This window comes from Brevibacillus sp. DP1.3A (assembly GCF_013284245.2).
Taxonomy (GTDB): Bacteria; Bacillota; Bacilli; order Brevibacillales; family Brevibacillaceae; genus Brevibacillus.
On record NZ_CP085876.1, the window covers coordinates 3378545 to 3400671 of the forward strand.

16 protein-coding genes and 2 pseudogenes are annotated in these 22127 nt (G+C 40.8%); 2 read left to right on the forward strand and 16 right to left on the reverse strand.

Translation table 11 applies throughout. The annotated features are described in order from the left end of the window. Positions 1-112 precede the first annotated feature (112 nt). From HP399_RS15680 to HP399_RS15695, 4 genes are all read right to left on the reverse strand, one after another. On the reverse strand, positions 113-532 hold the full coding sequence (locus tag HP399_RS15680; RefSeq protein WP_173619310.1) for a hypothetical protein: 420 nt from the start codon (positions 530-532) through the stop codon (positions 113-115). 461 nt (positions 533-993) lie between these two features. Further along, positions 994-4146, reverse strand: coding sequence for a type I restriction endonuclease subunit R (locus HP399_RS15685; protein ID WP_173619309.1), 3153 nt, complete (start codon positions 4144-4146; stop codon positions 994-996). Positions 4147-4162: 16 nt separating this feature from the next. Next, positions 4163-5395, reverse strand: coding sequence for a restriction endonuclease subunit S (locus HP399_RS15690; protein WP_173619308.1), 1233 nt, complete (start codon positions 5393-5395; stop codon positions 4163-4165). 1 nt (position 5396) lies between these two features. Beyond that, positions 5397-8144: a type I restriction-modification system subunit M gene (locus HP399_RS15695; RefSeq protein ID WP_173619307.1), complete on the reverse strand. Its 2748-nt coding sequence runs from the start codon at positions 8142-8144 to the stop codon at positions 5397-5399. Between the two features lie 650 nt (positions 8145-8794). Between HP399_RS15695 and HP399_RS15700 the strand changes: the two are divergent. Continuing rightward, a pseudogene (locus tag HP399_RS15700) lies at positions 8795-8953 on the forward strand (tyrosine-type recombinase/integrase); the annotation flags it as partial. Positions 8954-9487: 534 nt separating this feature from the next. On the opposite strand, the gene HP399_RS15705 reads toward HP399_RS15700, so the two are convergent. From HP399_RS15705 to HP399_RS15720, 4 genes and pseudogenes are all read right to left on the reverse strand, one after another. Then, positions 9488-10309 (reverse strand): DUF6602 domain-containing protein, encoded by an 822-nt coding sequence (locus HP399_RS15705; RefSeq protein ID WP_173619305.1) that lies wholly within the window; start codon positions 10307-10309, stop codon positions 9488-9490. 307 nt (positions 10310-10616) lie between these two features. After that, a complete protein-coding gene (locus tag HP399_RS15710) occupies positions 10617-11468 on the reverse strand; it encodes a TauD/TfdA family dioxygenase (RefSeq protein WP_173619304.1) in 852 nt (283 codons plus the stop codon). 17 nt (positions 11469-11485) lie between these two features. After that, on the reverse strand, positions 11486-12520 hold the full coding sequence (locus HP399_RS15715) for a hypothetical protein (protein ID WP_173619303.1): 1035 nt from the start codon (positions 12518-12520) through the stop codon (positions 11486-11488). A gap of 1657 nt (positions 12521-14177) precedes the next feature. Continuing rightward, positions 14178-14381, reverse strand: a pseudogene (locus HP399_RS15720) (multidrug efflux SMR transporter); the annotation flags it as partial. Between HP399_RS15720 and HP399_RS15725 the strand changes: the two are divergent. Then, positions 14329-14544 carry a type 2 periplasmic-binding domain-containing protein gene (locus HP399_RS15725; protein WP_173619269.1) on the forward strand — a complete coding sequence of 72 codons (216 nt, stop codon included), beginning with the start codon at positions 14329-14331 and terminating at the stop codon, positions 14542-14544. The pseudogene HP399_RS15720 and the gene HP399_RS15725 overlap by 53 nt on opposite strands. A gap of 93 nt (positions 14545-14637) precedes the next feature. Here the strand turns inward: HP399_RS15725 and HP399_RS15730 are convergent, their stop codons facing one another. The 8 genes from HP399_RS15730 to HP399_RS15765 form a co-directional block, all read right to left on the reverse strand. Next, positions 14638-15507: a PhzF family phenazine biosynthesis protein gene (locus HP399_RS15730; RefSeq protein ID WP_173619302.1), complete on the reverse strand. Its 870-nt coding sequence runs from the start codon at positions 15505-15507 to the stop codon at positions 14638-14640. A 280-nt stretch (positions 15508-15787) separates the two neighbouring features. Further along, entirely contained in the window at positions 15788-16435 is a 648-nt protein-coding gene (locus HP399_RS15735; protein WP_173619301.1) for an NAD(P)H-dependent oxidoreductase, read from the reverse strand. 42 nt (positions 16436-16477) lie between these two features. Then, positions 16478-16951 (reverse strand): carboxymuconolactone decarboxylase family protein, encoded by a 474-nt coding sequence (locus HP399_RS15740; RefSeq protein ID WP_173619300.1) that lies wholly within the window; start codon positions 16949-16951, stop codon positions 16478-16480. 420 nt (positions 16952-17371) lie between these two features. Continuing rightward, on the reverse strand, positions 17372-18394 hold the full coding sequence (locus HP399_RS15745; protein ID WP_173619299.1) for a heparan-alpha-glucosaminide N-acetyltransferase domain-containing protein: 1023 nt from the start codon (positions 18392-18394) through the stop codon (positions 17372-17374). A gap of 167 nt (positions 18395-18561) precedes the next feature. After that, positions 18562-19350 carry a 2-keto-4-pentenoate hydratase gene (locus HP399_RS15750; RefSeq protein ID WP_173619298.1) on the reverse strand — a complete coding sequence of 263 codons (789 nt, stop codon included), beginning with the start codon at positions 19348-19350 and terminating at the stop codon, positions 18562-18564. 11 nt (positions 19351-19361) lie between these two features. Further along, positions 19362-20384, reverse strand: coding sequence for a 4-hydroxy-2-oxovalerate aldolase (gene dmpG / locus HP399_RS15755; protein ID WP_173619297.1), 1023 nt, complete (start codon positions 20382-20384; stop codon positions 19362-19364). A 25-nt stretch (positions 20385-20409) separates the two neighbouring features. Continuing rightward, positions 20410-21297: an acetaldehyde dehydrogenase (acetylating) gene (locus tag HP399_RS15760; protein WP_173619296.1), complete on the reverse strand. Its 888-nt coding sequence runs from the start codon at positions 21295-21297 to the stop codon at positions 20410-20412. Between the two features lie 22 nt (positions 21298-21319). Then, positions 21320-22105, reverse strand: coding sequence for a 2-keto-4-pentenoate hydratase (locus tag HP399_RS15765; protein ID WP_173619295.1), 786 nt, complete (start codon positions 22103-22105; stop codon positions 21320-21322). Between the last annotated feature and the right edge of the window lie 22 nt (positions 22106-22127).

Here is a 22127-nt window from a genome sequence, read left to right on the forward strand (position 1 = left end):
TTAACCGAATTGAAGTAAGAACAGATGGGAACCCTCTGATTCATCAGGCGTTAGAAAGGCTACTCAAGTTCGGTGAACTTTGAGTAGCCTTTGATTATTGCCGCTTAACGGGTTAATAAACAAGTTCAGGTTGAACATAGAACTTATTTTTACTACCTTGAATTTCAATATGCGTTTCCCAAACGAAAAACTTCCAATGTCCACCGATTGCTGGCGTATAAACAATGAGATCCGGAGTAATTCTCTTTCTTAGTTCTTTAAAATCAACATAATATACTTTTCCGCCTTCTAGCCTCACAGCCAAAATTGAAATCTCAGCTTTATCCAATAATTCAACCTGAGATACTTTCAGATCAAACCAACCGCTACCTTTTAAATGGATTTTTGAACCAGGTGTACATACTACGATTCGTTTCCCGTCACATCTACCTTCAAACAAGATCTGCTTTCTTGTGATATTCGTTAATTTACAATTATATTTGAGGCTAAGTTTTTCAATAATATGATTCTTATCTGGAATCGAAATATTCATTTTCAATCCCCCAAATAGTCTTCTCATTTTGAAATTTTCTATAGTATTTCCACCATTTACTATATCAAAAAAATGAAATATTGTCGTTAATGAATTAGTTGCTTAACAAAAAAAGAGGTATCTCACAAGTGGGTAAACCCATGAGATACCTCTTTTTTTACTTGTATGGTTGAAGCCTTGATGCATATGGGATGGCCCCCCTTATTACTTCATGCCGCCCATGCTACTTTAGAAATTCGATGAGTTTTTTGCTTCTTGGGATGAATTTTTAGTCCAAAATTTGGGTATAATCATTCCTTAAATTACTGATTTTCAAATCATCTCGTGCTTTACGCTTATCCAATTCCGTACGTGCAAAATCAGTCCAGTTTGCTAACGTACACTTAATGCGGCCGCTTGCTACGCCATCCTTAAGAAATAGATTTATGCTTTTTCCTCTTGCAGCCACGATTCTGCCCTTATTATTCTTTCGACTCTTCGATATCGAACCCACCTTTAAGAATGAACTCCTGAAGTAAATTGTGTACTCTTATGTTGATCTTAAATAGTGGTATTTTTGTGTTTTCCAGTTTTTCAAAATATTCCTTTGCTTTGGCTTTGTCTACGGAAGCCTTCAAATCATCGAAGCGACCGAACTCATTGATGCTTGCCTCAGTTACATTTGCAGCCATGAGATTGAGGAGTTTCTTTTCATCTACCCCCAAGAATCGTGAAATACGGTGGAGCTGGTTATTCTTTGCCTTGAATTGATATTCAGTGATGTAATCCCTGAAAGTTTTACCGCTTTCCATCTTGGCATTTCCGCTTTCTACTTCGTGAAGGAAGATGTTTGCATACTTTTGTTCTTCCTGCGTCAACATGGCGAATGACTTATGCAAATCATCAAGCGTTTTCCGCATTTCTGCTTCATCTACATTATCTTGGGTAAGGATTTTCAGAAACTTTTCAAAACGCGAGTTCATATAGTCCGAGTCGATTTTCCCAGTATCGATCTCAGTTAGGTAACCATTAATCTCGAAAGGAACATCGTCGCCACCACCACCTCCGCTGCCGCCGAACAACTCTTTATAACGCATTGCCAGAACCAAATAGGTGTTTTCATCAAGTTTCATGTTGACTTGAGTTTTGGGCTTGCCTTCGCCATCATCGAACGGGTACGTTAGCTGATTCCATGTAAAGCCTTGAATTTTTGCAGCTTCCAGATAGTCATTGAATGATTTGAAGAGAGATGCAAATTTCCCGCGCTCCGAACGGTTATCTGGCAGCTTTACAAAGTTCGGAATCCCGGAACGGGTGAACAGCTCGCTGATATCATAAAAAATTGTATTCAGCTTGTTTAGATTGTACTCAAGCTTTTCTACAAATAATCCAATAGGCTTATCACCAGAATAAAGCTTCACAGCTTTTTCGATGTTTTGCTCCATCGTATGCGGATACCTGTAGTATCGAATGGTTCCAAAAGGCTTTTCCGGGCCAAACAAACGATTTGTACGGGAGAATGCCTGAATGATATTTTCATACTCAAGCTCTTTATCCATATAAAGTGTGTTAATCCATTTAGAATCAAATCCTGTAAGCATCTGGTTGACTACAATCAGAAGATCGAGCTGCTTTTCCGGCGTTCTTTCTATCCATTGATATGGCTTTTTGTGAGCAAGCCGCGCAGCAATGTCCTTTTTCAGCTTATCGTAGCTCTTTAGGCTAAATTCCTGTTCATATCTTGCGTTGTAATCCTCAATTATTTCAACAAGACCGTCCTCTTTAAACGCTACTCCGCCGCTATTGTCAATACTTGGGTCAAACAGGCAGGTAACCTTTAATGCGGGCATGGCTTTTTTTATCATCCGATAATAACAGATCGCCTCCGGGATGCTGCTTGTAGCAAAGATTGCATGGAACTTGCTATTATGACTTAAGGTCACCCAGTTGTCGGCGATGTCCTGAACAACCATATTCTCATGTGCTTCAGTTTGATATTGAGATGTTGGCAAATAGTCCTCTATACCTCTGACATACTTTCCGTCATCACCGATGTAGCCCGCCATTTTCACTTGAGAAGAATTCATGTATTTATAAAAGACTTCGCTCTTTTTAGGATCAGCAAGGGCTTCTTCAACGGTAGCCGCTTTTGCCTGCTCCAAGGCAACAGCCTGCCGAACATCCTTATCTCTGTAGGTCAATACTTTGTAAGGGTCAAATCCAAGGACATTCATATCACGAATACCATCGGCAATGCTGTATCTGTGCAGCTCGTTACCGAAGATGGTTGATGTGGTGTTCATTTCCTTTTGGTTCTCATCCTGAATCGGCGTTCCTGTAAATCCAAAGAAAACAGCAGACCGGAAAGAGCGCTTTATACCTATGAGCATATCTCCGAAAGTAGAGCGATGTGCTTCATCGACAATAAAGACGATTCTCTTGGATCTCATCATCTCAATATCATGAGCATTTACGCCGTCCTCTTCGTCTTTGATATTGCTCATTTTCTGGATAGAGGTGACGATAAGCGCGTTTGCCGGGTTGTCGCTTTTTAGTTTTGAAATTAAAGTGATGGTATCTTCCGTTGCCTGAACGGACTCATTTTCATCTGCAAAACCGCGATACTCTTTCAAGGACTGCGTTCCAAGTTCAATTCTATCCATCAGGAAGATAACCTTATCTGCATCTTTTGAGTTTGCAATAAGCTGCGCCGACTTGAAGCTTGTCATCGTCTTGCCGGAGCCTGTGGTATGCCAAACATATCCGCCAAGTCTGTTGTGACCATCCCAGTTGGTTTTGGAAACACGGTCAGAAATGGCGTTTGCTGCATAGTATTGATAGCTACGCATGACTTTCAGTACACCATCGGTATCATCGGCGACGGTGTAAAAGCCGATAAGCCGGTGTGCCATCGGAATGGAAAGCAGTGAAGAAGCAATATCTTTCCAGTCATTGATAGGCTCGTTATTAAAATCTGCCCAATGAAAATAAAAATCCTTATTGAACTTTCCGTCCATTCCAGGATTGGCAAAATAAACTGTTTCTGCCGGTTCCATAGCAACAAAAATCTGAATCAACGCAAATATTCCTGTGAATACCCCTTCATCGGAGTATTTTTCTATCTGGTTATATGCCTGGCTTACCGAAACGCCGCTGCGCTTCAACTCAATGTGAATAAGCGGCATACCGTTGATCAAGAGCATCAAATCACCGCGACGGTCATTTAAAATTTTGGACTTGCTCTTAAATTTTGGCTGCTGTGCGATTTGATAGCGGCTTTGTCCGGCAGCAATTTCACGGCGGTCATAAATCTTGAGGTTGACCTCTTTTCCGAAGTGCAGAGTGTCATCGGGATTATCACGGATGATAGCTACAGTTCTCCCATTTATAAAGCCGTTTAATTTCAAAGGTGTCCGCAGCGTGGTGATCTGCTCCATAATCTGTTGCATCTCGCCGCTTGTCAGAGGGTAATCATTCAACCGGTCGATACCTCTGTTGTTTTCAAAGAGAATATCAGCCCAGTTTTTTAGCAAATCTTCTTCAGAGGGATACTTCAGGACCTTAGGTTCCCAGCCTTTATGTGAGAGGGCCTCAATAAAAGCTTCTTCAAAATTAGATTCTTTGTCAAAAACCATTACACGTTCATACCTCCTACACAAACATGTTATCAAGTATGGATTTTTTGATATTTTTCAGCTTTTCTAACTCGCGCTGATGAAGAGTGATAAGGTTGTCCATGTGCTTGAAAAAAGCACCGATTTTGGCTTGCTCAGTTGTATCTTTGGGATATTTTAATTCTGTATCAAAAAAAGCATCTGCCGAAATGTTAAGTAATCCGTGATTTCTCGCACCCTCAGCAGCTCTTTTTGCCACTTGCTTATGCCAATTATTCGTATCATAGTATGAAACTAAATAATCAGAATTAATGATATCGGTTTTTGGTGCAAAAATAATGTAGAGAGTCGATAAAACGCCCATTTCATAAAGATCTAAGCGTTTTACTGCACCAAACGGATAACCTTCTGAATAACTTTTGTTGTACGCAAATTCGCCCTTTTTTAAGAGATAGTAATTGCTTATATCACGACTTGCGACACGATTATTAAAATAGGTTATTTGGTCAACCAATCCATATTGTGCAGAAATGGTTAGGGGTAGAGTTGAATCGAGATTTGTGTTTTTCCTAACAACACGATCTGCAACATCTCCCAACTTACGCTGTTCCCAAGCATCAGTAAATCCGGCAAAGCGAATCTCCGGGATATTTGATCCATCCTTCGGGAACATTTTTTCGAGCATGGATTTTTTGACGATTATCAGCTTGTCATACTTACGCTGATGAAGGATGATAAGGTTGTCGATTTGGGTGAAGAAGGCCGTAATTCTCTCCTGCTCAGGCACAGAAGGTATGCGACACAAAACGTTGATAAACGAGTCCCAATATAATCTTTTTCTGAAGTCGGTGACTCCATAAGACAGATTGTTTATCTGATTAATCGTTTCATCTCGGCGTAAACAATAATCCATAAACAGTGGGTAAAGCTTTGTACTTGGAATAGCAGTAATATATGCAGGACTTACCATCCCTTCTGACTTTACGACGCCGATTGCCCCTTGCCACGCACGCATCATGTTAAGAACAAGATCACCGAAATAAACATGTTTATACAGAGACTTATCTTCGCTTCTGCGCACTTTTTTCCCTAAAGTATCACTGTCTAATTCTTCGTTGGAAACACCTTGATGGATGGAAACGGAGAAGATCTGTAACGAATCGTATCCTCGTTCTTTCCTCTCTGTGTATATTTCTCCCAACTTAAGCTGTTCCCAATCATCGGTAAAACCAGTGAATCGAATCTCTGGTTTGTTATCTTTCCCAGCCATATCATTCACCCTTTAACAGCCTCTGGAACTCACTGAGGCCTTTCATATCATATTCGTTGCCAACGAGTTCATCAATGAATGCCGAGAGAATAGACTCCGTTTCCTGTATCTCCGATTCGACCGCAGAGTATGTTACAGCGTATTTTTTAGAAAGGGCTTTGACGTTGTTTATCAAAACATTAATTACCGTATGGGGAAGCTGCTTAATACTCTCCATGAGCGGAAAAATCCATTTTTGTTCAAGCAGTTCAAGAGCCTGTTCGTCGGACAGCGATTTAATGGTTTCTTTTGTTTTCATATGCAATGCTGCGGAATCCGCTTTTACCTGTGCTTTTACTTCCTTTTCTTCGGCCATTAGCTTGCTTACTTTTATAATTTTTGCTTCAAAGGATTCCTCCGGGAATTCAAAAACGGATTGAAGCTCTGCTAAATAAGCGTTAACTGCTTTTTTAGCATATGTGCCATCATTGCTTGCTTTCATTTTGGACCATACTACATCAACTTGAGCGCTGATAAAGGCAAGTTTGTCAGCTTTCCTGGAAAGTGTGGCATAAGTATTCAGAGCCTTAATTTCCTGGGTGTCCACATCTGCATAGATTTCTTTGAGTTTCTCACCGACTTCTTTTCCGACAAACGCATCGCTGGAATCGTTTGTTACGCTAGAATTCTTTTCTTCTTCGGAGAGCGAGTCGAGTATTTCATCGTATTCAGAGGAGATTTCGGCAAGACGGCCCTCTTTTTGCTTAAGTGCTTCATATTCAGCCGAAAGTAGTGTCCGCTGAACAAGTTCAAACGGAATTACATGACCGATCCAACCATCCTGTACCTCCTCCTCTTTGCCGTCCTTTTTCTTGATAACCATGTTGGGATCAACTTTTCTAACAGCGCTGAAGCCCTCTGTTTGAATTACTTCCAGGTCAATAGATATTTTTGCCCACTCGTCATTAAGCAATTGATAGGCTTCATATTTGTTAATAAGCGGAATGGAAATAAGGCGGGTAAAAATGTCAGCACTTAAAACAGCCTCTTCTTTTGAAATATTGATGCCCGCCATATTCGTTATAAGCTCGCTTTTCAAGAAACCGTCAAAGTCTCCAAAAGCACACATGAAATTGGAAATAAACGTTTTTACGGCGGGATGCTCATCGACAGTCTGTTCAATATCGCCGACAGCCAATTCAGCGTAAGGACCTACACCTTTTGTAAACAATGCCTCTTTTAATCCCGGGAAAGCACTCCAATACTCGCCAAGTTCGACAATTTCACTCAAGGGAATACCGCCAAACATAGACGCATATAAGTCCCATTTCTCTGCGACTTCAGAGGAATCAACGTATCTAGAAATATATAAGTAGTATTCATTTCGACGGATTTCTTCACGGCTGACTTTCCTTGAGAATTTGTCAATATCGGCTCTGGCAGTTACGGCATCAACGATCTTTTTAATATCAGATGCTCTGAGTTTATTGTTTTTGCCAAATTTAATAAAACATTTGGATGCATCAACAATCAAAATATCGGTATTCTCACGCTTTTGCTTCAAAACCATGATGATTGTCTGAATGCCTGTACCATAGAAAATATCGGCAGGAAGTCCGATGATAGCATCAATGTGATTGCCTTCAATCAACTTTCTGCGAATCTCGCCCTCTTCACCGCCACGGAATAAAACACCGTGCGGAAGAACTATCGTCATGATGCCATCCGGCTTAAGATGGAATAAGTCATGAAGCAGAAAAGCATAATCGGCTTTTGATTTCGGAGCGAGGCCGAAACGTGCGTAACGGGGATCGTTTTCCTTATTAGTCGGGTCCCAATGCTGTGAGTACGGAGGATTGGAAACAACTGCATCCACATAAAGTGGATTGTATGTTTCCACTGGGTTGGCTTCATCAAAGTACGGCCAATCATCTTCCAAAGTATCAGCGTTGCGGGTTACGATATTATCCGGGAGGATGCCACGCATAACTAAATTCATACGAGTGAGGTTGTATGTATTCTGCTTCAACTCCTGTGCATAGTATTTGATGTTGTTTTCATCATCAATATGCTTTGCAACAGAACGACCTATGTTTATCAATAGAGAGCCCGAACCGCTCGTTGGGTCATAAATATTGATTTCCATCCTGTCCTTCAAATGGTCTGCAACAATTTCGGACATAAGAAGAGATACTTCATGCGGGGTGTAAAACTCGCCTGCTTTTTTTCCGGCATTGGCAGCAAACATGCTAATCAGATATTCATAGATGAAGCCAAGAACATCGTAGTCCTGCTTGCCATCCATAGGAATATCTTTAATCAGCTGAATCAGATCGCTGATAGCTTTTGTTCGAGATGCGGAGCTGTCACCGAGTTTGCTTAAACCGGTCTGCAAGGTATTAAATATACCCTCAAACACCTTCTTATGAGAGGGATTAATAAGACGGTTAAATGCTGACAAGGCATCCGTGACATTAGAAATATCAAAATCCTTGCCCATTTTGAGCCAAGTTGAGAACAAGTCCTTGTAGGCAATAAAGTATCCGACATTTTCACGAACATACTTTACGGTTTCGGCATCTTCTTCAGCAAGAGCCTCGATATCATCCTGGGTAAAGTTGTTTTCTTTCAGAAACTTTAACTCCTTGTCTGAAAGGTACTTGTAAAATATGAAACCTAAAATGTAATCTTTATATTCGTTGGCCTCAATCTTTGAACGCATTTTATTAGCGGATTCCCATATTTTCGTCGCAAGTTGTTGCTTATTCATAAATTTTATATCCTCTCTGCATATTTTTTAATGTATTTTAAAAACAAAATGCTGTTTTCTGCTATTCCTTAAACTAATGCTCTTTGTTTTCGTTTACCATCCCCGTAATATCACCAATATCACAATGTTTTTGAAAGGATAGTAGTTGTAACATCTTCATCTCTTCCTAAACATGAATCAACACCAGAAATTATCCCCGCTGCTATTTGTAATTCCTTCTTATTCATACCTTTATCAATCAACAATTTCTACAGTTTGTTGTAACTGATAGCCATACTGCTTTACCTAACGCACATTCTTAAAATACTTCAAAAAATATCATAGCACAGAAAACATGAAAAGTAAGAATAAAACAAGCGAAAACTGGATTATATCAGAATATCTCTTGATTTGAAAAGTGTAATATATGCTATTAATGATTAGTTATCATATATTTTATTTTTGCTTAATACGTAGTTCGTTTTCTAAGTGTCTCGTAAACGTTGTGGAGTTTAAAAGTTGATACTTTTGGACAGTTCCAGCACATTTCGTTTTTGGTAATAATAAACCTCAATTTCTTGTCTGAAAGATAGTCTGAAATTTTATATACATAAATTACATTACATTTAGACAGATGGATAATTCCTTGAGTTAGACGGCTACGCATGAGTGATTTTCCAGGTATTTGCTTTTGCGACTTAAGGCATACATATGCCACCCTTTTACTAATACAAGGAGTACACCCCAAAATTGTTCCTGAACGTTTGGGGCATGCAAACACCCGAATGACCTTAGATACGTATAGTCACCTACTCCCTAATATGCAGTGAGGTGCTGCAGATGCTTTCGGGAAAGCATTCTTTACATAGTGTTTAATTAACAATCGGTTGATCACATTAGATCCATAATACCAAATTTGATATTCTGCAAATTTAGACTAACACACTTACTAGGGACTCAACCCTAACTCTCCCTGACGGAACAATGATTGTTGAAATATCCTAGATCTGACGCTAGGAGATCATCTCATGAATTTCTTTTCACTTTAACTGGTTTATTCCTTTTACAATAATAGGATCGCTCGACGATATTTTCATAAGATTAATAATCTGTGAGTTTTTTACTGAACAAAGAACCCGATAATAAACATTATCGGGCTAAATAAGTTTCTTAACGTAGTAGGTTGGGTAAGTAATACCTATTGATACTATGTATGTCAAGGAAGACTTGACAGTCTTTTCAGATTGGCCAGATTACAAGGCTGTCTTTTATACTTCAAATGATGTTATTCAATATTTTATAAATTTTGCGATAAACGCTAGAGACACATAACATGCTATTAGCTTTAACGTGTAATCTATAATTTAAATGTTTTGATTCTGTTCTAACAATATCCTCTTGACTAAATGCGATTCTTTTCCTTCTGGTAATGGATAATAGAAAGACACCAGATCTCCTGGTAAACTTTTGGATGTATATCCCTTGCTTTTCCATATAACAAAATCCTGAATATTAGATAAAAAATATGAGAAAGCTAATCCATCTTGCATATTATAAATACTATAATGTGGTGATTCTATATCATTTGGATTTTGACCCGCTGCCCATAACTTTAGAAAATAGCGTTGCCCTAATGCAATGTGATTGACACACGAAAAAAGTGCTGGAGGTGTTATTTGATTCCAGTGTTTTCTTCTTAAAAGTGGTGTGAAATCATGGTTCTCCATATTCCTTATGTACAGATCCGGATTATTATTGCTATTAAAAGAAAAAATTCCATTGAAAATTAGCGCATCAGAATTCTCTGTAATAATAGCACCATTTTTATTCGATTTTTCGATAGTAGCACATAACTCTATTGCTTTCACCTTGGTTTTAACCTCTACTATACCAATAACATTTTCTGGTGTTGCAACAACAAAATCACCTTCCGAAAAAAGAACAGGAAATGAATTATCATAAATAATAATATCGATCTGAGATGTAATCTCTGTTTTATTCCTTACAAAACCGGTACCAACAGAAAGGTTTTTTGGTAATACTCTTTTAAGATAATTCATCAAGATTATCTCTTTATAACGACCGTCCTCCCCCCAATGAGAATCGTCTATTAAGTTCCGAACCCTTTTTTCATATGCTTTGAATTCTGCTGCTACAGATTTTTGATATTCCAGATAATTTGGCAACTAAATCCCCCTCTTATTCAAATCTTGTCTATTGTCTATAGTCATGTTTTTGAACGTATATTCTGTAGATAATTAAATATCTTGATGCATTCGACTTTCTTACCTTACTTGAGTATTTCTTCAGAGAAATCGCTACCATTACATTGTTACCTTTTATCTGTGTTTATGCGGACAAACCAAGAATTGGCTATGCTCAAAGAATATTTTTGCACTCAATACAAGTATACGTTTTTGTTTTTCTAACTCTTTCGTGGGGATTATAACCTGTCATTTTTTTAACCGTATAACGAGAGTTAGTTAACGTCTTCTAACATTTTATTGAACGGTTAAATAACCCTCTGATTACAAGTCTTTTGCTATCAGAGTAAGTAGTTCTTCCGTGAGCAATTTTATCATTGGCCATAATAATTCCTTGTTTCCTTTTTAAACTTATATCTAAATAAAAGGGCGAACCTGGGTGTATAGACCGACAGATTGTATTATAAGCCTCCTTCAAACCGTTAACCAGATTAAACCCCAATTCCCAATTACTTGTGTTGTCAATAGAAAATCTAGAAGTAAGACTATCCTCTTTTAATTGAAATGCAGGTCCAGTATATGGTTTACCAGACATGTTCACTGCTGTTCTTGTTAGTGCTTTATTATCCAAAAGAGGAATCATATTATGTGGATTGTTAATATAATGACTAGTGAATGCTGCAACAGAATTAAATAGTGTAGTATGTCCCCCTTCAACAGCTGGATTAACGCAAAGTAAAATTGAGGTATTAATAAATCCAATCTTCTCTAAAGTACCGTCTGAGTGTAGTAACTGTTCATTATTGGTGCTAAAAGCCCGGTGAGTTTTTTCTATGGTCTTAATATTATTATTGTTGTGTATTAAGTTTAATCCACTTGATAAATACAGTTGAGTTTTGTGATATATATGAGGAACGTACGGATCTCCTAAACCTATCTGCTTAGAAAGTAATAATAACGATTCCTCTGTTGGTTCTTCATTATTTATCTCAAAGATCACGAAACCAGCTTCACAATATCTTTTTTGTAACATCGATAATTCTAATGATGATAGATTAGCCACTGACTTTATTTGTACTGGTTCTAGATCCTCATTTGAATATTTATGAAAATTCGTGGGATGATACGGAATATTTGACATACCCAATCCCCTGTCTATTAAAGAGTTTTCAAGTCTAAAGATTCAATTATTAATTGTCTGGTTACAAGTGCTAATGCCTTGCATTCTAATTTGCCAACATTATTTTCAAACACGTCGTTATCTTCATTATGAATAGCTAGCACACCTATCCTTCCGGGGAGGCAAATTGCTAAAAAGGATTTGTAATATAGCCCTTCTTTAGATATATCAACTATTTTTTCGTGCCCCTTTTCCAAACACTCCCATACACTAGATAAATTCCCCCTAGATTTAATCCAACTAGATCCAAAGTCTTCTTTAATTGGGAACCTAGAAAAAGCAACTAAAGCTTCAACTTCTTCATCCCTAAATTTTTTGATTGATCGAAGGTATAGCTTTGAAGTATACCCTTTCCCTCCAAATAGATCCTGTGCAATACCAGATATTTCCATAGTGATTTGGCAAAGCTTAATTTTTTCTTCCTCGCTGAGATCTAAATCATCATAGTTTAATCGTACATTAGTTTCTCTGGACGAACTAAATCTAGATATTGGATTAATACAATTTTTTACTACTTCTTGGACACTCTCATCCATTTCTTCATATGCTTTTACTCGATATGAGATCTGGTCGATTATTTCCCTGTCATCAATTATGTCATGATCATTTAATTTATCAAAAATAGCTAGCTTTGCAGCTAACCTTTCACTTAAAGAAATTAGCTTTAGATTTTTTACTTCTTGCTCAAATTTATCATAATCATCTGGATAGAATTTATAAACTAAATTAACAAAGAATATAAGAAGTCCGCTTAATATTAAAATAATATATGCGAATACTACGGGCTGGATATTCCTAATAAAAAAAGATATTAGTAAACTGACAAAAGCCAATATATTTTGGGAAATAAATAAAAAGTTTTTAAATCGACTGTATTGCTTTTTATCCCTTAGCCACTTTAATACTACCTTATTCCATTTATTTAGGCTGTTAGATTCAAATTCAGATTCCAAGCTTAAAGCTTTTGAGTTTTCAATCAATATATCTTTAATCCTAGATTTTATTTGACTCATATTGCTTCCCTTTCAGCTCGAATTAGAGACAGAATATAATATCACTTGCAGAAATAAGTATTATTTAAGTCAAAAAAAATACTTTATAGACCTTATGTTTTTTATTCTGATTCTATCGAATACTGGTAACAGTGGTCATTGTGAAGTTCAGTATGCAAGAATAATACATGATTTAAGTCTATCCCCATTCTCCTCCTTTGTACCTAATATTTCCTTATTAATCAGGATAGACGATACAGTTGCTCGACTTCAAGTTTTTTCTTACCTAGAACTTGGTAATGATCAAACTTTGCCAAAACTCGTATACCTGACTCTTTCGCACCCTGAATCTAATGATTAGTTAATGAAGTGTCTTCTCCAGTAAAATGTTTCCTTCATTTAGGAGTTGCCCTACAATTATCCTCCCATGTATTATTTACCGACACCACTTCTGGACTGGGTTTACCAAATCCGTGCCTTAGATAGTAAGGTATTTAAATTCAATCTAGGTCACGCGATATAAATAAAAAAGCTGCCAATCTAATCAAAAACACCTTCGGTTCGATTAATACATCCCAATGCTTACTGATCACAAAAGTGATTCTCATACTAATAATCAATAAAAGGCTGTTAAAATACTCCCTATATTCACGATTCCTAACGTCGAACTATTTCAACCAAAGAAAAAACGGAACATCTGTTACGAGCGACATACGCCTTGATAACAAGGGTTATATAAATTTGTCGGTTTATGAATGGCTTTTGATGTCAAACATAACTACCAAGGACGCAACCCATAACTCCCCCGGACGCACCAATAATTATCGGACCGACTCTATAACTCTCATTTTCCCATTCCAGAATATATATTATGTAAACTGATAAAAAGAGCAGAAATCGGCTAGGTGTAAATGTAATGGGATTTTGTTGTCTAGCGACACAAACATGTAATACGAAAATGACACAAACAAGTACACTAGATCATTGGTATACTGGTTTGTGTCGCAGTTTAATTAATGTTTATGAAACGAGCGCAATAATAAGGTAATTAATCATTGTCTGGTGACACAAACATGCTACTAATCAGGTCTGATTTTAGCGTTTAGCGCGTATTAAACTCCTTGCAAGGCCTTAAAGTTTACATAGACAAACAAATGTCGAGGCATACAAAAGTACGTAGTATTCTTTTATAAGGTAGTTATTCGAGAATAGACCCAATATGTATATGTTCCTCTCCCAGTGAATGATCCGTTCTGTTTCAGTTCATGAAATGGCTCTTTTATGAACTGAAATTGATAATTTCATTATTTTCCTTTTTTAACTCGCCAATCTCTCTTGGCTTCGATTTAAGGAGCTTTGCGACCGTAATCTAATACGTCTTCTCACCTACCTGGCTCAACCGTGCATGACTGACCTCGTTTTCCAAGCCATGAATCTGCACGCAGCAGGAAATTTAGCACTTTAAACATTCGGCCCCTTGCAGTAACTCCCCATCCGTTTGTAGGCGTAGCTACGTTATCCAAGCTCTGTAGAAACTTCATCAGCTCCTCTTTCTCCCGCACCGCTCCTTCGGGGCAAAAAATCCCCCCGTTAGGCACGGAGTTTGCTTTCAGTTGGTGTAAAAGAAAGAGGAGCCGCATCCGCAGCTCTTTTTTTGTCCACACGACGGTCCCTGAGTTTATGATATCCATTTCAAGCCGATCGCGGACACAAGAACCAGGCTGATAAATAAGATACGTTTCCACTCCTTCGGTTCTCCGAATGCGAACATCCCCAGAATCGCGCCCCCCACTGTACCAATACCTGTCCATACGGCGTAGGCTGTGCCCATGGAAATTTGCGTCATTGCAAACATTAACAGCGAAAAGCTGGCGGCGACGCTGCTTCCGGCCACCATACTTTCGGGAGAATATCAAACCCTAGCGGCTCATCCCATTTCAAAGCAGTATGGCATGACAACCAAAAGACTCGTACGCCGTAAGGACCGCTTCTCTAGCAAGGCCTTTGCCGCTTTTGCCGAGATGATCAATCAAAGAGGGCTGTAGGGACGGATGCTTCGCGGTCCGATCCCGTTATACCCGCTTATAGTTGTCTAAAAGGGGGTTAACCAAGATTATTAAGAATATAATTCACTTTACTTAAATATCAATCCATTTTTCTTGGAATGTAGAAGCAGAACCTCCCACCTGAACATATGTAATATCACCTAAGTGAACAGATACATTTACAGTAATTTCTGAGGAGCTGTTCATTGTATATCCTTGTTCAAAAGTAAAGGTTCTTTCTCTACTTTTTTTCTTGTCATTATATTTTACTAAGTAACAAGCTAAAGCAGCATTTGATGTACCAGTAGCACTTTCTTCAGGAATGTCATATAAAGGTGCAAAGTTCCTACAATGAGCTGTGGAATCATGTAGGGTTTCTAGAGTAAATAAATGATACCCCGTTACATTATACTTTTTACTTATTTTAGTGATTCCTTCCATATCAGGGTCTATTTCTAATAAGTCTTTAAGACTTTTTACAGGTACAATGATGTCGCGTAAGCCTGTAGAAACAATTTGGATAGGCATATTAGGCATTAATTGGTCCTCATTTATACGTAATGATCCTATTATATCTTTAGAAGGAAGTATTTCTAAAAAACTCGGGGGGTTTTGCTGTAAGAAAATCCTGTGATTTTCAAAATTTTGTACATGTAGTACCCCCGCTTTTGTTTCCGTGGTATAAATTCCTGGATGTATTATTCTTCTTTGAGCTAGTAAGGAAAAAGTTGCAACCGTGGCATGCCCACATACATCTACTTCTTCATTCGGTGTAAAATACCTAATTTTATAATCTGAATTTGTAGAAGGGAATATAAAAGCAGTCTCTGAAAAACCTAATGTACTAGCGATAACTTGCATATCTTTCTCTGTGAGATCTTTCGTATCTAGAACAACTCCCGCAGGGTTTCCCCCTTCTCCGTTTTTAGTGAAAGCAGATAAAACGTATACTTTAGTTCTCAATATATTTTCCTTCTTTCGTAATTTTCACATTAATTATAAAATATAGTTTTCCTTCATGGATTCCAACACGTAATTTCATCTTCCCGTTAAATATTATATCCAACGAATTCCATGTGTGTATTGAATTAGCCTGCTCGTTAGTTGAATGCGAGTCTAATACTTGTGCTTGCGTAGTTTTTCTTGTCGCCAAATGATTGTCTGTGGAATGAGACATGTCATTTCCTCCATTTTAAAAGGGAAGCCGATCGAACAGCTTCCCTCATCTTAAGGATGTCTTCAATTAGAAAATTTCCGCTACTTGACGTGCTTCTCGGAGCGCCTTTTCCTTGAACTCCTCCGCTCGATTAGCGAACTCTTGCATCCCCTCAACAAAGATGCCTTGAAAATCCGTTACACCTAAAAAGTTCAGAATGGCTTTTATGTGACGGTGCCCCATTTCACAATCTTCGTAGGTCCCCCCTGAGCCAGGCGACAAGATACTTCCAGATGCTTGAATATGAACTGCTTTTTTACCGCCAAGCACAACGGTTCTACTGCCGTCAGAATTATATTTAACCGTCTTTCCTGGAAGGACGATCGCGTCAAGATAGTTCTTCATAACTGTCGGATAGGAAAAATTCCAGATCGGCGAGACAAAAATATATTTGTCTGCAGCTATGAATTGTTCAAGGACTTGGAGAATACGTCCGAATTTACTTTGCTCAGCAGGCGTTAATTGATCGAAAGACACTCCCTGTCTAAGCTTGTCCCGTGCATCCAATACATCACCATCGTGTTGAGGGAGATCCAGCTTAAACAAATCGAGATGCACGACCTCGTCTTGCGGATGGGTGGAACGGTAAACTTGTAAAAATTCTTTCCCTACTGTCATGGAATAGGAACGCTCATCATCACGTGGGTGAGCTGTAATATAAAGTACGGTTGCCATAAAAAGAAAAACCTCCGTTTTCAATAGGCGGCGACTGCCGATTTATTTTTTGGCCAAAACGTCTGCGACTTGACGAGTAGAGACGTTAATCCGGTTATAAAGGTTGGCTGTAGCGATTCCAGCAATAAGCGTAGCCAGCGCCGCTTCATCATAGTGACGGGCTGCTTCTTCGTATACTTCGTCCGGCACAGGCTGGGATTGTTCGTTAAGTCGAGTCATCGACTCACTCAGCGCTAGCACAGCACGTTCCGCATCGGTGAAATTCGACGTATCGCGCCATGCGGCTACAGCTAGAATTCGCTCTGTAGATTCGCCTGCATTCTTCGCGTTGTTGGAATGAAGAGTGACGCAGACGCTATCTCCGTTGATTTGGCTAATACGAAGGTAGGCAAGGAAAAGAGTGCGGGCCGGCACACCGTTTTTCTCGGCTGACGTAAATAAGGCTTTGCCCAACGCCTGCAAGGATTGGCCCACTTCGGGCAAAATGATAACAGGGTTTTTCATTCTGGATTGCATAGGAAACACTCCTTTGATTATCTGAGAGAAGCCCTTAATTTTGCCTCTCACTATAATGACGTAACGAACGTGGAGAGTGTGACCGAATCAGAATCTTCATCAGACAATAATGATAAAGCAGAATTACAGGCGCCAGTGGCTGCAGCGGCACAGCTTTCTTACCATGCACTCATAGGGTCCCACAAGAAAGTCGCCGAGCGCGATTTCCTCTGCTCATATTTATACTTTCTCATACGTAAAAAAGTGGAGCCCTCCTCATTTGGAAGCTCCACTTTATCCTTTTCATTATCCCTACTGTTAATCGACTTATATCTGAGGCATAATCGCGTTACATCAGAAATTTACTCTCGAGCATCGTGTAATAAGCTTCCTTATTCATAAAAGTCATCCTTCGTTTGAGTCACTTGGCTTGAAGCAGGGCTACAGCTTAGGTAAAATACGTTTCAGATTCGTAAATCTTAACAAAACGTCTGTTACAAGCAAGACAACGAAACCAAAGATCATAGCTGAATAATCCGTCATTTGCTGTAAACCCAAGAGCAGCACGCTCCAGCCAAAGATTACCCATTGAATGATATAGATCCCAGTGACATGACTGCTCCAGAAATATATTGGATGTAACAGCTTCTGAAATCCAGCTTTATTTAACTTAGTAACAAAGGAATCAGCTAGAACCATCCATAAAAAGATAAAACTCATCATCAGCAAATGAATAGCCAGTCCACTTCGGTTGTAATCACCTATTGGAAATAGCGGAAACATTGCAGCACCAGCTATCCCTAAAATCAGACATCCCATCAAATATTTTTTCTTGATCTGCTCCTCCAATTTCTGTGTTTGAAGGTATTTACTTACATACATGCCTAAAAGGAAGTATACCCCCCATGGAAATAAGGGGAATTGAGTATTGGCGCCAGCCCCCCAAAGCGGGTCGAAAATATACAAATCGCTTTTCAATCCCCACAAGTAGGGTGAGATCAGCAGTATGCCCAGGATGAATGCCGGCAGAATGAATGCATGCTCTGCAAGCTTTTTTAAAGCGGAGAAAAAGATCAGTGACAATCCTGCTAATTGAAAAATATCTACCATGAACAAATGTGACACTGCTACCCCCGAATCACCGGCCAATGAAAAAGGAATGGTAAATCGAAGTGCATTTAAGACATATCCAAAAGCGAATATTTTACAGCCGCGTATCATATTTTCTGCTACGCTTTTTTTGGAGCGTACTGCGAAAACTCCCATGATAAATATGAATACAGGCGCAGCAGGTGCGGTACCTAATAAAACAAACAGATTGCCCAACAGGGTGTCGCCTTCGCCTGATGTTCTTTCATGCATGATCATAGCATGCTGCATAATCATAAAAAACACAGCCAATCCTCTGGCAAAATCCAGATAGAAAATGCGTTTTGACTCTACTTGAGCCAGATTTTTCTCCATAACATCCACCTCCGCAGGATTTGTTTTCATTTTGACAGGTTGCTCCGACTTTTTAATAGAAGCGTAAACTTTAGGTCAGACCTAATGTCAAGAAAGCCAACGTAAAAAGAAGCCGAGAGAATACGGGATAACTCCCTGCATTCTTCTCGGCTTTTCGCCTTTACTGCCTATCCCGTTTTCACCACAAACTCAATGCTTCCGAGGCCACCCCATTTGGCACTTACGACATCCCCTTCCCGTAACTGGTGGGAACCGGTAATGCCCCCGGACAAAATCAAATCTCCCTTGTGCAGCTTGCGCCCTTCGCGAGCAAGCATGTTCGCCAGCATCGCGACCGCGTTGGCTGGATGACCGAGAACAGCCGCACCAGCCCCCAAGTCTTTGAGCTCGCCATTGATCGAAAGAGTAACACCTACCAAATCGAGTTCAAGTTCATCAGGCTTTTTCCATGTCGATCCGATAAACACACGGGAAGACGAAGTATTGTCGGCAATGACATCCGGTAAGGCAAACTGGAACTGCGCATACCTGCTGTCGATAATCTCAAGTGCGGGAACCACATAGTCAGTGGATGCCAGAACTTGAGCCTCCGTGATGCCCGGTCCTTCCAAATCCTCACTCAAAACAAAGGCGATTTCCGCTTCCACCTTGGGATGAATCAATTCATTGATCCGCAGAATGCCGTCCTCGATATTCATATAGTCAAAAATATAGCCCCGAATCGGTTCGTGCACATTCATCTGCTTCATTTTTGCCTGACTGGTCAAACCCATTTTAGAGGCAAAGATTCGATGTCCCTGCTCAAGCTTGAGGGATACCAGCTCATTTTGAATACGATATCCATCTTCCACTGTCAGCTCGGGGTATTCAGCCGTCAGTTTCACGATCTCCTCCCTATTCAACTCCGCATCCACCAGCTTCTGAGCCAACCTTTTGTACAATAGTTCCGATTGCACGCTGATACCCCCTATCTGATTTTGGTAGAGCTGTTCAGTTGGGAGATTTCCGTTGCGACATCCACGATCATGTCTTCTTGTCCCCCCACGGCCTTTCGCCTTCCCAGCTCGATCAAAATATCCCGGGAGTCGATGCCGAATCTTCTGGCTGCACGCTCGGCATGAAGCCGGAAGCTGGAATAGACACCCGCGTATCCGAGAACCAGAGCGTCTCTGGTAATTTCCTGTGGTACTTGAAGAATCGGCGACACGATTTCCTCTGCTAGGTCCATCATTTTGTACAGATCGACGCCCGTCTGAATGCCCATTCGATCCAGTACAGCAAGGAGAACCTCGGTTTGTGTATTGCCCGCACCAGCACCCAAGCACCGAACACTGCCATCAATCCAGGTCGCACCCTCTTGAATGGCGACGAGCGTATTAGCCATAGCTAAAGACAAATTATTGTGTGCATGGAAGCCAACAGGAATATGTAGACCTTGCTTCAACGCCCGGACTCGTTCCCCTGCTTGATCAGGTAACAGAGTGCCAGCAGAATCGACGATATACACGACATCGGCTCCGTAGCTTTGCATGAGTCTAGCTTGCTCCGCCAGTTTTTCCGGAGCAGCCATATGCGACATCATCAAAAAGCCAACTGTCGTCAAGCCAAGCTCTTTCGCCCGAAAAATATGCTGAGCGGAGATGTCCGCTTCGGTCGCATGTGTGGCGATACGTGCCATGCCTACCCCTAGCCCTGCAGCCGTCTTCAAATCTTTGATCGTGCCGATTCCCGGCAGCAAGAGAACGCCCACTTTCGCTTGTTTACAAACGGAAACGGCAGCCTCGATCAGCTCCAGTTCAGAGGTCCTGGACAGCCCATACTGCAGGGACGATCCAGCCAATCCATCTCCATGAGAGACTTCGATATTCGGAACGTTCGCTTCATCTAATGCGCGCGCCACCGCGGTTACTTGCTCAACAGTAAACTGGTGATTGATCGCATGGCTTCCATCTCGAAGAGCTACCTCAGTGATCATAATATCTCGACTCATATGCGGTTCCTCCTTTCATTCGTGGCTATATACCTGTGCCGATGCCGACAGCATGCTTGGCATATTCCTCTGCTACCTTCACCGCTGTCGCCGTCATGATATCCAGATTGCCTGAATAAGTAGGGAGGTAGTCGCCCGCGCCTTCCACTTCCAAAAAAACGGTGATTTTGTTTTCATCAAAGATCGGTTCTGAGCGCAGTCGGTAACCAGGAACGTATGCTTGAATATAGGCAACGGTCTGGTGGATAGCCTTCACGATCGCCTGTCGGTCCGCACCTTCCTCCACTACGGCATAGACCGTATCTCTCATTAGGATCGGCGGCTCCGCCGGATTCAGGATGATGATCGCCTTGCCTTTCTTCGCGCCGCCAATCGCTTCGATACCATGTGCAGTCGTCTCCGTAAATTCGTCGATGTTGGAACGTGTGCCAGGACCCGCGCTTTTACTGGAAATAGTGGCCACGATTTCTGCGTAACTGACCGGACTCACACTCCCTATGGCATGAACGATCGGAATAGTAGCCTGGCCGCCGCATGTGATCAGATTGATGTTCTTTTCATTCAAATGCGCACCGAGATTCACAGATGGTACTACATAAGGGCCTACAGCAGCAGGCGTCAGATCGATGGCGAACTTTCCTGCCTCCCTGAGCGCCTTGGCATGTCGAATATGTGCTTTGGCTGAAGTAGCGTCAAAGACGATATCTGCAAGATCCGCACCGGTTTCCAAAAACGGTTTCAATCCGCCGTCAAATACGTAGTATCCAGCGGCCTTCGCTCTTCGCAGACCATCCGAATCAGCATCGATTCCAATCATGGACGTCAGTTCAAGAACTGACGACCTTCCGAGCTTGATCATCAGGTCTGTCCCGATGTTCCCCGAGCCCAGTATGGCTACTTTAACTTTCTTCATACATGCACTCCTTTCATGCTTTTTACCTGCCAAACCTGACTCCTACTGAACCAAGTCCAGCAATCCGAGTGTGAAATACATCGCCAGGCTTAGCTTCAACCGCTGCCGATAACGCACCGGACAAGATGATCTCTCCTGCTTTGAGTGTAATCCCTAATTCGTACAGCTTGTTTGCTAACCACGCCACACAGGATGCGGGATTGCCCAATGCGGCGGCACCCACACCGGTATTGACCAGCTCCTGATTTTTATAAAGCGCCATTCCTACCAGAGGAAGATCCAGATCTTGCGGTTTCACGGGATGTCCACTCAGCACATAGAAGCCCGAGGATGCATTGTCCGCAATTGTGTCTTCTAGTTTGATTTGCCAGTTGGCTATACGGCTGTCCACGATTTCCAAAGCAGGCACTACATATTCCGTTGCCATCAAGACATCATAGATGGTTACATGTGGCCCTTCCAGATCGCGTTTCAACAGGAAGGCAATTTCTGCTTCTACTTTTGGCTGAAGGACATGCTCGAAAGGCAGTTCTCCGTTGTTTTCCACGACCATGTCGTCCAATAAATGTCCATAATCTGGCTGTCCTACGCCAAGCAGTGTCTGCATGGCACGAGAGGTCAGGCCGATTTTCTTCCCTGTAATCCTCGCGCCTTCTTTCACTTTTCGTTCAATCGTCTCCAATTGAACGTGGTATGCCTCTCTCTCGCTGATTTGCGGATCCAGTAAAGTGAGTGGCGCTACTCCCACCCCTTCACGACTCGCCGCCGCTAAATGATCGGCGTATCGTGTGATCTTTTCTATGTCCACACGGTCCCCTCCCTGATTTGCT